Below are 10,494 nucleotides of genomic sequence, written 5' to 3'. Positions count from 1 at the left end.
GGGATTATCTGCTAACTGCAAGATCGTTCAAGTCTTCTTAAACGATCGGCATTAGGCTCGATAGCCCGTCTTTTTTATTGTTCATATTTGAACTCGTGATTGTTCAGATGCGAGAACGTAATGGTTCAGATCTGAGTTAGTCGTTACCAATTAGTAGTCTAGTTGTCATTAGCTAGAAAATGGTAATTAACAGTTAGTAAATTACTTTTACTTTAGAAGCACTCTCAATTGCATCTTCAATCGCAGTCTCAGTGCTGTTGCGACGAGTCAGCGCCACACCTAAACGACGGCGACCATCGATATCAGGTTTACCAAACAAGCGAACTTGCGTCTGTGGTGCGTCTAGCGCCTCTGTAAGACCTTCAAAACGAATGTTGGTTGAAGTGCCTTGGCCTAGAATAACCGCTGATGCACATGGACCGTATTGCGTGATAGATTTGATCGGCATACCGGTAAAGGCGCGTACGTGCAGTGCGAATTCAGATGAGTCTTGAGACATCAATGTGACTAAGCCAGTATCGTGTGGGCGAGGGGATACTTCATTGAAGATAACGTGATCGCCTTTAACAAACAGCTCGACACCAAAGATACCGTGACCACCTAGTGCGTTAACCACTTGTTCAGCCGTGTATTGCGCGGCTTTAAGTGCGTTGTCTGACATCACTTGTGGCTGCCATGATTCACGGTAATCACCGTCTTCTTGGCGGTGACCGATAGGCGCACAGAAGTGAACACCGTCGACTGCGCGAACGGTAAGTAGCGTAATTTCGTAATCAAAGTCGATGAAGCCTTCAACGATCACACGGCCCGCGCCAGTACGACCGCCTTCTTGTGCGTAGTCCCAAGACTTCTGAATGTCTTCTTCTGTTTTGATAACGCTTTGACCTTTACCTGAAGAGCTCATTACTGGCTTAACAACGCAAGGCATACCGACGAATTCAACAGCGGCTGAGAAATCTTCAAAGGTGTCTGCAAAGCGGTAAGGAGAAGTGCTCAGTTTCAACTCTTCTGCAGCTAGACGACGGATACCTTCGCGGTTCATCGTTAGCTTGGTCGCATTCGCAGTTGGAACGACATTTAAGCCTTGCGCTTCTAGCTCTACCAACTTGCTGGTGGCAATAGCTTCAATTTCAGGAACCACATAATCTGGCTTTTCTAGTTCAATGATCGCTTGAAGTGCATCGCCGTCTAACATGTCTAATACATGGCTACGATGCGCAACTTGCATCGCTGGTGCGTCTGCATAACGGTCACAAGCAATAACTTCCAAACCTAAACGTTGGCACTCGATAGCAACTTCTTTGCCGAGTTCACCAGAACCTAATAGAAGTACACGAGTAGCATTTTCACGAGTAGCAGTACCAAACATAGAAATTCCTTCCGATCTTTTGAACGATTGATTGAAAACGGGGTGATCATACTTATTTCAATGACAAAAGCAAACGTTTGCGCAAGTTGTTGCTTTAATTACAGGTATAAAAAAAGCAGCCCTGTTAAATAGGGCTGCTTATTTAAATTTTTGTTAATCAGATGTACTTATATTGCTAAGTAAGTCACTGGAATGTCGGGATTAATCGCTTCTAATGTAGATTGCGTATCCGCTAGGTGACTGATGCTACCTTCTGCGATTTCAACCAAAGCAGCACTTTCAATTTGTTCGAAATCGAAGCCAGCCAGTTTAAGTTGAATCAACGCGACTTGAAGGGGTGGTAGGCTCGGGTTGAACGCCGCATTTTCTGCGTAAGCACCCGTGAAAATTTCACCTGACGTGAGTTGTAGTGAAACACCACTTAGGTTTTTGGTGTAAGGAGCATGGCTGCGGTTTAGTGCTGCTAGCGCTTCTACAACAATAGGCGTTGTTTCTTCGGTCGTGTACTTATGATCAAGCTTTGTCATTAGGCCTGTTGTCACACCTAAATCAGCAGGGCCGAACGAGTCTGGCAGGTACTCTTGCAGAGACATTTCATCACGTTGTGGCAGCTGAACTTTAAGTTCTTTTGCTGTTGTCAGTTCGTTCATGAATTGACGACAGTGACCACAAGGACTGAAGTTGATGGTGATATCTGAGATACCTAGTTCGCCTTTCATCCAAGCGTGGCTGATTGCAGATTGCTCAGCGTGAACGGTTTGACCAAGTTGAGCACCAGCGATTTCAAGGTTTGCACCAAAATACAGAGTACCAGACAAACCACGCACGATTGCACCAACATAAAAGTCAGATAACGGAGCGTAAGAATACGCTGCGGCAAAAGGAAGTAGCGCAATACGTAGTTCGTCATCCGCTAGACCACTTGCTTGCAGTAGGCTCGCAAATTGTTCTGGAGACAATGTCGCGTCAAAGTTGTCTGCTAATACGATGTCACTCAAAAGCGCTTTCATTGATGATGGAGCACTTTCCAGCGCCAGGGTAATACGACTGTTCATGTTGAATCCTTAATTGACCTTAGGCTTTAAGTTTATGCATTGCTCAGGAATTTTCTGTGACATTGATCACCACTGCGTTGTTGTTGTTACATTGGTTTGCATAATTAGAGTGAGGTCACAGATGAAATCGATTGCAAGAGTAAAAACTACCATTGATATCCCATTTATTGGCCTAAACAGGGCGCGATTTGGCTGCTATTGATAAATAAATGCGAATAAAAAGCCCAAACAGACACTGTAATAAACAGCATTCTGGTTGGGCTGGATCGCGTAGTGATCGTTTAGGTTAAGAATAGAACCAAACCACGAGCGAAAATATACTCGGTGCGATGATTGAGGTAATGACGCCGCAAAGCACAAGAGCCAAAGAACTGAATGCTGCATCTTCCTGATTCTTTTCAGCACAAGTTGCAGTGCCTAAAGCGTGAGATACGGTACCCATGGTTAAACCTCGGGCAATAGGGCTCTTAATACCAATGAGATTGTAGATTGGGTAAGCAAAAATCGCCCCAAACAGACCAACAATCAATACCAGTATTGCCGCAATCGCTGCTTCACCACCTAAATGGCTCGATACTTCCATCGCAATTGGTGTGGTGACTGACTTACCTAATAAACTCGCAATCAAACTTAAGTCTGCTTTAAAAGCCACAGCGATCAATGCTGTCGTTGTCATCGACATCACACTGCCTAGTGTGCAAGCAAAGGTGATGATGCGCCAGTTGGCTCTGATTTGAGGTAGCTGTTCATAAAGCGGATAAGCAAGGGCAACTACCGCGGGCTGCAGCATGTAGGTAATCCAGGTATTGTCCGCATAGTAAGTCTCAAACGGTACTTTGAAGAACGTGAGTATCGGAATGATGATACCAATGCTGATCAGCAGGGTGTTACACAGCGGTGAGTTTACTTTTTGACTTACCCAGCGAGCAAACAGGAATACCACGATGGTGAGTAGAATCCACATGATCAGTTACCTCTCGAAAGCAAGCGGTCTAAAAACCATGATAAGGACACCAACACCAGCAACGTGCCACCAACGGCGCTGGCCATAATTGGCAATGCGTTCGTGATGAGCATGTCGAAGTGATCCATTAACCCAACACTGATCGGAACAAACAGTAAGATCATTAGGCGGATAATCAAGCTTGCACCGGGTTGTACCCAGTGCGAAGGAACAATACCAATCACCATGGCAGCAAACAGAATCAACATGCCAAAAATACTGCCTGGGATTGAGGTATCCAAAAAGTGCTGTAACGCGTTACCTACTGTAAGTGCACCTATGATTAAGGTGAAGGAGATTAAGCAGTAAACCAGTTGGATCAATCTTTCTTTCAAAGTGTTACGTCTCTTGATAATGGAATTAACTAGCTAACTTTTCTACGTATTGATAAACCGCCTTCAAGATAGCCATTTTCTTCTCGTCACTTTCATGTTCATGCGCGAGGTTTTCAAGGTTGAGCATGTACTCTTCTAAACGGCTTTCATAAAACTCACGACAATGGTTCGCCCATTTCAATTGCTCAGCTTCGTCGAGCGTCCATGGGAAATGACGAGCACGGTAACGGAACAGTAACGGTTTAATACGTTCATCACCGAAGGTGATATCTAAAGCTGCCAAGTTATTTGGGTCAGTTTCGCGAATGATGTTCATCGCTGTTTTATCAGCAGGTGAAAAGAAACCGTCGTAAAGGTGGGTATCAACATCATCACTTTTTTCGTACTCGCGCTCTTGAGAGTACAGGCCAATGAGTTTTTCGCGGATCTCTGGGTGTTCGCGCAACAGGGCCAAGTTCTTCAAGCATTGTTGGCGATCGATACCGATGGTTTCGGCATTTTCAGCCGTCAGCGTTTTGGCTGGAGCAAGAATAGGGCACTTGTTCAGTTGAACCAATTTGATGGGTACGGGTAGCTCGTCTTCACTCAGTTCACTGCGTTTGGTGTAGAGTCTGTCTCTGAGTTCATCAGCGTCCAGTTCTAGTAGTGGGCTTGGATCTTTAGCTAAATCAACCACGATAACCGCATTTTGATTAGTTGGGTGCCAAGCCATAGGCACAATCCAGCTTGTGTAGTTGCAGTCACGGCCAAACATGCCCGAAACGTGCATCAATGGTGTCATGTTTACGATATCAACTAGGTCATTTAGCTTACGCTTATGACGCATGTTGTAAAGGTAATCGAACATCTTAGGTTGTGCAGCTTTAAGCTTCTTTGCTAACTCGATGGTCGCAATAACATCGGCCATCGCATCGTGCGCGTTCTCGTGTTCAATGCCGTTTGCCACAGATAGGTGTTCCAGTTTGAAACTTGGATAACCTTCTTCGTTCTCTGGCCAAACAATGCCTTCAGGGCGCAGTGCGTGAACAGCGCGCATTACATCTAATAGATCCCAACGTGAGTTGCCGTTCTGCCAGCTCCACGCATATGGGTCAATGAAATTTCGGTAACAGGTGTAACGCGTTACTTCATCATCGAACCGGATACTGTTGTAGCCAAGGCTTGTGGTGTTTGGTTTCGCCAACTCAGCATGGATCTTAGCGATAAACTCTGGCTCAGGGAGACCTTGTGAAGCCGCTTTCTGTGGTGTGATACGGGTGATCAACGCAGCTTCAGGCGCAGGGAGGTAATCAGCAGGGGGTTGGCAATAGATAACCAGAGGCTCTCCAATAACATTGAAATCTTGGTCGGTACGAACACCCGCAAACTGACTCGGACGGTCTTTTGCTGGGTTAACGCCCCACGTTTCGTAATCGAAAAAGAAGTAGGTCGGCTGATTATCTGAACTCATTGAAATTCCTGAACAGCAAGCGCAGAACGTTTACTGTGGCTGAAGGTTAGTTTTGTTCAGTATCTGATAGTATGCGGTACGCGTGCAACCCAGATCACAAATAAATTGTCGGAAAACGGTGCTTTACTATTCAATCGAGTCGGTGGGGATGTCTTTGAATCCAGTTGAGGCGGTATCTTAGTTAATACAATCTGTCTATCGTCCGTTTAATCCGATGGGGGTGAGAGTATCAATCGTACTTTCTGTTTCATGGTTAGCTCTCGGTTCTTCAAATCTTTGAATATGGCCTTCCATTCTTGAAAGGTGACCACTATCGGGTTAGAACTGTTTACCGGCTTGGTGACACCGTAACGTACAGTTTCAACTTCAGGTTCGAACGTACCAAACAACTTATCCCAAATGATCAAAACACCGGCGTAGTTCTTATCGATGTATTGCGGGTTTTTGCCGTGATGCACACGGTGGTGTGATGGGGTGTTAAAGATGTATTCAAGTGGTCCTAAGCTTCGTATCCATTGTGTATGGACAAAGAACTGCAAACCTAGATTCAGAAGCACCACAAAGATGACCCATTTAGGGTCAAAACCTATGATGACCAACGGTACCCAGAATAGCCACATCCCAGCAAGTGGGTACATTAAGCTTTGACGGAAAGCCGTACTGAAGTTCATCTGTTCTGAGCTGTGGTGCGCGACGTGTGCTGCCCACATCCAGCGAACACGATGGCTTGCTCTATGGAACCAGTAATAGCAAAAGTCTTGCAACACCATCAACACAATGAAACTCAGCACGCCCATGTCGATGTCCATTAAACGCCAACCAAACATCAAGAGATACAACTGCACGACCAATAACCCGGTGATCAAATCGGAGAGTTGATGCATTCCCGCAAGCGTGAAGTTACACATCACTTCTGAAAGTTTATAGCTGGAATTATCTGGCAATCGACCTTGCTTCTGACCGATAAAATACTCAGCCAACATGCACACCACGAATAAGGGCGCTAATACCAGCAGTAGCCATTCTGGGTGATTGATTAATGCGTCGATATTCATGTTTTATCCTTGTTGAGACGCTATACGCGTTCTTAGTATCAAGTTTACTTAGACTTGCTCGCCTGAGATTCAATCAGCAGAATTACGTTACCAGCGAGCAAAGTGATCTTCTGTTAGGCCAAGAACACCATCGAGTTGATGTGTCACTCCATTGTTGTCTTCAATCGAGCCAGAAAAGTGACCAATGAACTGACGAAAGTTACTCTTTAACAGCCATAAATTGAGCTTTTCGCTGCGGTTATTTAAGGGCGTAAAGGTCAGGTTTATACGTTCATCTTGTGATGTTATCTGCCAAGGCAAGTTCGTGTCTTGGCGACTGAACGTAAACTGTACCGGGTTAAGCAAGTGTCTGGTTCCATTGACCCATAACACGTTTTCGCAGCCTCCAGTCTCATTCACGCCCGCCGCGAGGTTTAGGCCAATATCTGTGCCATTGGATTGCGTGTTGATACTTGCCCAGCGCCAACTGGTCTCACGCCTCATGTAACCCGCTGAAAAGTCATAACCGGCACGAGCTTGTTGGAGAACGAGTGATTCTCCTTTGATTTGGATTTCACCGCTGATGCGCAAAGCATTGTGCTTTTGAGTGTAAGTCCAACCTGAATAACCCGTTGGGCTGCACATCGCCATGGGCAAGCTGTCGGTTTCAGGCTCTAAAGCGATATCGGCCTTGATGAGTATGGTATTCAATCGAACTTGCCATTGTCCGCCTTCAATATTAAAGATGATGCTTTGGCCTGCAATGTTTGTCGTGCCGTCAAATGGCGAAGCGGTAACTTGTTTATCAAACCCTAATGGCCTCAACCAAGATGACTCTTCTAGATGGTTGTTTTCAATATCGTACAGATAACAAAATGCCGAGCCTAAGTAGCGAATATCCGCGATTGCCACGCCGATAATGTGCGTTTCGGTGACGATACTGACAAATTGAAATTGCTTGTAGTGGAAGTGCTTCTGCCAAGAGTTTGCTTTTGCATCCATCGAGTTTCGGTAGTCAAAGTTCTCGATGTTCAGGTGCTTTGGGATGCCATCGAAATGCCCAATGATCGGCTGACCATTAGAATCAATCAAACTGTATGGAGCAGGATTCGTTTTTATCATTGCGATAGTTCACATAAATTTAACAACTAAAGCCATTGTGCGATGAGTAGCGTAGAGTTGGGAGGTCATATTCGGACAAGAGCGCGTTACCAATCACGATTTTGTCAGTAGTGTTGTTGAAGCTGAGTAGTCATGTTTATGGGAATGGGCTCGATATAAGGAGAGACGATTGGAGATTATCGCGGAGTATAAGCCGACCGGACATCGGCATCAGTTGGGTACATTAGATATCGCGCTGCTGTTGAATACGTTAGAGCAACGAGGTCTCGATATTGAAAGGTTACTCAATGATGTGGGTTTGCCGAACATGGATTGGCGAGACCGGAATGGAAAGTTGACTTACGCTGACAAGCTTTCGTTATTTAGCGCGGCGAATCAGAGCTTTCCTCACGATGGCTTAGGGCTTTGGCTGGGGGAACACGCTAGCTTGAGCCACTTTGGTGTGTTGGGTTATGCGCTATCGACCAGTCAAAATGTCGGGGAGGCCATCAAGTCGGGCTTTAAATATCTGCGTCTGAACGGTCCTATTTTCTCGGTTAAATTATTTCTAGATTCCGAGCAAGCGGTGATTCAGATTGAGAACACCTTGGAAGTGGGTGATCTCCTTCCTTTCTGCAGTGAATATTTCTTAAGTTCAATCGTCTCTTTGTTCAAAGAACTGACTGGTCATGAGTTGGATATTCATACTTTGGCTTTGCCTTATGCTCGCCCTAACTACGCCAAGCTCTATGACGACCGTTTCCAGTGCCCGGTGATTTTTGAGCAAAGCCATTGTGAACTGCGTTTTGATGCCTCGGTTTTATCACAAACCTTATTGACTCATGATGCCGCGACACTGAAGCGCTATCTTGCGTCTTGCCAGTCGATAGTCGAAACGCTGGACTCTGAGCACCTGCTGACTAACCAGATCAAAACGATCTTTTATCAAACCGCAGGCAGTTTCCCGAATATAGAGCAACTCGCGGATGAGTTTGGGTGTAGCTCTCGTACGCTCAGGAGAGAGCTAGTGACCCATGATTCCAGTTATCATATATTGCTTACCGAAGTTAGAGTGGAACTGGCCAAAGAGCTGTTACTCGGCACAACCATGAGTATCGATGACATCGGTGAAAGGCTCGGTTATAGCGACCCGGCAAATTTCAGACGAGCATTCAAAAGCTGGCTAAATAAAACACCGGCACAGTTTCGTGGCAGATTGAGTGCTTCTGGGTAATTGGCTCGATGTGCGTATAAACGGTATTTCGTGGAAAAGTGGAGGTTCTGAGCAACAAGAAGGGAATATGGCGACAGCTTAGATCTATCAGCACAAATTTTGCGATTGTTCTGTAATTTACTCTTGTTCAGTAAACAGAAACCTCAAAAACAGGTATGATAGTGCCGTTTTTAATCCTGAACTGGGAAAGTCATGGCAAAGTTAACACTCCAAGAGCAGATGCTTAAAGCTGGCTTGGTAAATGAGAAAAAATTAAAGAAGGCGAAGAAAGGCTCTAAAAAGTCTCGCGTTCAGTCTCGTGAAGCAAAAGCGGCAGCAGAAGAAACTAAACTGGCGCAGCAAGCGAAAGACAAAGAGTTAAACCAACAGTTGAAAGAACAGCAGTTGAGCAAAGAAATTAAAGCTCAAGTGAAGCAACTGATTGAGATGAACAAGATAGAACAGAAGAATGGTGAGATCAAATACAACTTCACCGATGGTACGCTAGTTAAATACCTTTACGTAGAAGATCTGACTCAAAAGCAACTAAGTAAAGGTATTCTAAGTATCGCGCGTCAAGGCGAAAGCTATGTTGTTATTCCTACTGCGGTAGCGAACAAGATCGCGATGCGTGACGAAGAATCTATTGTTGATACTCAAGCTTCAAGCTCTGATGAAGTAGATGAAGATGACCCGTACAAAGACTTCGTTATCCCAGATGACCTAATGTGGTAATTGCCCGTTAGTATTGAGTAGAAGCACGAATTAAAAATGCAGCTGACAATCCTTCGATTGTGGCTGCATTTTTTGTTTATGAGCTGTGAATCTTCTAGATACTAAATGACCACTAGCCAAATAGCCAAATAGCCAAATAGCCAAATAGCTAAATAACTAAATAACTAACTAGTTAGATCATGGTTGAAGCGATCAGGCGTCACCGGGCTTCTCACGTTTGCTGTTCCAACCCATAAAGTTGTAAAGGTTGTAACGAGCAAAACCCAATTGTTCATGCAATGCAAAGTCTGTAACTGCGAAGTTGTACCATAATGGTAACCATGAAATTTGAGCAGCCATGTAGTCGGCTCGTACTGGGACGACGTTTAATCCAAAATGATTAAAGTAGAGTTCACTACGACGAATATGTAGGCCTGATGAAACAAGAACAATGTTGTCGAACTGGTGATGCTTCATTAGGTCACTGGTGAGCTGCGCGTTTTTCCAAGTGTTGACGCTATTCGATTCTTGAATGATATCGGCTAGTGGAACGCCGAGTCTAAGCAACTGCTGTTGATAAACTTCCGCTTCGGTTACACCATTATTTTGTGCATCTCCACCACTAACAATCACTTTGCATATGGTTTGAGCCTTCGCACAGTTTTTATATTGGCTTGCCGTTTCATTGATGCGACCGAACGAGAAAAAGGTCGGCTCAAATTCTTGTGTACTTGCGATGAGTTGAGTACCAGCACCAAGCAAGACAATGGCATTGTGAGAGGTCCACTGAATGTCAGGTTTGCGCTCATAATTGGCTTGCAGGTCGTTTAGTAGATAGCGAGGGATTAAACCCGAACCAATCAATATAAATAAAGAGAGAAGAAGAAGTTTGATAAAACTAGAGGTTTTTCGCCACTGAAATAAACGTGTAACGCCAACGAAGACTAGAAGTAATAATATAATAAAGCTCATGAGGATCCTGTTATCGAACGGGTGCCAGAATGATGTGACATATTGAAGCGGTGCATCATATATCAGTTTGGCTGATGTTTCATGGCTAACTTATTGTACTATTGAACAAATATAGAGTTTTGCGTTATAGAATGTGGATGGTCGTAAAGTAATAAACAAAACTAATAAGCAATAAAAAACCGACGCATGTGCATTAATGCCGTTCACTTAAGAGTGAACGGCATTTTTGTTCTTAGCATACCGTTGTG

The 10,494-nt window shown here is 44.6% G+C and carries 10 protein-coding genes; 2 read left to right on the top strand and 8 right to left on the bottom strand.

All coding sequences use genetic code 11. The annotated features are described in order from the left end of the window. Window positions 1-193: 193 nt before the first annotated feature. From purT to AB6D80_RS22825, 7 genes are all read right to left on the bottom strand, one after another. Window positions 194-1,369, bottom strand: coding sequence for a formate-dependent phosphoribosylglycinamide formyltransferase (gene purT, locus AB6D80_RS22855; protein WP_017059132.1), 1,176 nt, complete (start codon window positions 1,367-1,369; stop codon window positions 194-196). Window positions 1,370-1,536: 167 nt separating this feature from the next. After that, a complete protein-coding gene (cdd, locus tag AB6D80_RS22850; RefSeq protein WP_017059133.1) occupies window positions 1,537-2,424 on the bottom strand; it encodes a cytidine deaminase in 888 nt (295 codons plus the stop codon). Between the two features lie 286 nt (window positions 2,425-2,710). Then, entirely contained in the window at window positions 2,711-3,388 is a 678-nt protein-coding gene (locus AB6D80_RS22845) for an LrgB family protein (protein WP_372189690.1), read from the bottom strand. Between the two features lie 2 nt (window positions 3,389-3,390). Further along, a complete protein-coding gene (locus AB6D80_RS22840) occupies window positions 3,391-3,762 on the bottom strand; it encodes a CidA/LrgA family protein (protein WP_041472826.1) in 372 nt (123 codons plus the stop codon). A gap of 25 nt (window positions 3,763-3,787) precedes the next feature. Beyond that, window positions 3,788-5,212 (bottom strand): exodeoxyribonuclease I, encoded by a 1,425-nt coding sequence (sbcB, locus tag AB6D80_RS22835; protein ID WP_372189688.1) that lies wholly within the window; start codon window positions 5,210-5,212, stop codon window positions 3,788-3,790. A gap of 206 nt (window positions 5,213-5,418) precedes the next feature. Beyond that, complete coding sequence (locus AB6D80_RS22830; protein ID WP_372189686.1) at window positions 5,419-6,267, bottom strand: sterol desaturase family protein; 849 nt, start codon at window positions 6,265-6,267, stop codon at window positions 5,419-5,421. An 87-nt stretch (window positions 6,268-6,354) separates the two neighbouring features. After that, window positions 6,355-7,368 (bottom strand): DUF2804 domain-containing protein, encoded by a 1,014-nt coding sequence (locus tag AB6D80_RS22825; RefSeq protein WP_372189684.1) that lies wholly within the window; start codon window positions 7,366-7,368, stop codon window positions 6,355-6,357. Between the two features lie 169 nt (window positions 7,369-7,537). On the opposite strand from AB6D80_RS22825, the gene AB6D80_RS22820 reads away from it, so the two are divergent. Beyond that, window positions 7,538-8,581: an AraC family transcriptional regulator gene (locus AB6D80_RS22820; RefSeq protein WP_372189682.1), complete on the top strand. Its 1,044-nt coding sequence runs from the start codon at window positions 7,538-7,540 to the stop codon at window positions 8,579-8,581. Between the two features lie 192 nt (window positions 8,582-8,773). Continuing rightward, window positions 8,774-9,295: a DUF2058 domain-containing protein gene (locus AB6D80_RS22815; protein ID WP_004734880.1), complete on the top strand. Its 522-nt coding sequence runs from the start codon at window positions 8,774-8,776 to the stop codon at window positions 9,293-9,295. Between the two features lie 192 nt (window positions 9,296-9,487). Here the strand turns inward: AB6D80_RS22815 and AB6D80_RS22810 are convergent, their stop codons facing one another. Further along, a complete protein-coding gene (locus AB6D80_RS22810; RefSeq protein ID WP_371702356.1) occupies window positions 9,488-10,246 on the bottom strand; it encodes a YdcF family protein in 759 nt (252 codons plus the stop codon). Between the last annotated feature and the right edge of the window lie 248 nt (window positions 10,247-10,494).

This window comes from Vibrio sp. 10N.247.310.17, assembly GCF_041466605.1.
Taxonomy (GTDB): domain Bacteria; phylum Pseudomonadota; class Gammaproteobacteria; order Enterobacterales; family Vibrionaceae; genus Vibrio; species Vibrio tasmaniensis_A.
The sequence above is the reverse complement of the archived record's forward strand: the minus strand, read 5'-3'. Positions and strand labels throughout refer to the sequence as shown.

Bases quoted from the DNA above. Each gene is read 5' to 3' on its own strand.
- purT (WP_017059132.1), bottom strand. From the start codon at position 1,369: ATGTTTGGTACTGCTACTCGTGAAAATGCTACTCGTGTACTTCTATTA.
- cdd (WP_017059133.1), bottom strand. From the start codon at position 2,424: ATGAACAGTCGTATTACCCTGGCGCTGGAAAGTGCTCCATCATCAATG.
- AB6D80_RS22845 (WP_372189690.1), bottom strand. From the start codon at position 3,388: ATGTGGATTCTACTCACCATCGTGGTATTCCTGTTTGCTCGCTGGGTA.
- sbcB (WP_372189688.1), bottom strand. From the start codon at position 5,212: ATGAGTTCAGATAATCAGCCGACCTACTTCTTTTTCGATTACGAAACG.
- AB6D80_RS22830 (WP_372189686.1), bottom strand. From the start codon at position 6,267: ATGAATATCGACGCATTAATCAATCACCCAGAATGGCTACTGCTGGTA.
- AB6D80_RS22825 (WP_372189684.1), bottom strand. From the start codon at position 7,368: ATGATAAAAACGAATCCTGCTCCATACAGTTTGATTGATTCTAATGGT.
- AB6D80_RS22815 (WP_004734880.1), top strand. From the start codon at position 8,774: ATGGCAAAGTTAACACTCCAAGAGCAGATGCTTAAAGCTGGCTTGGTA.
- AB6D80_RS22810 (WP_371702356.1), bottom strand. From the start codon at position 10,246: ATGAGCTTTATTATATTATTACTTCTAGTCTTCGTTGGCGTTACACGT.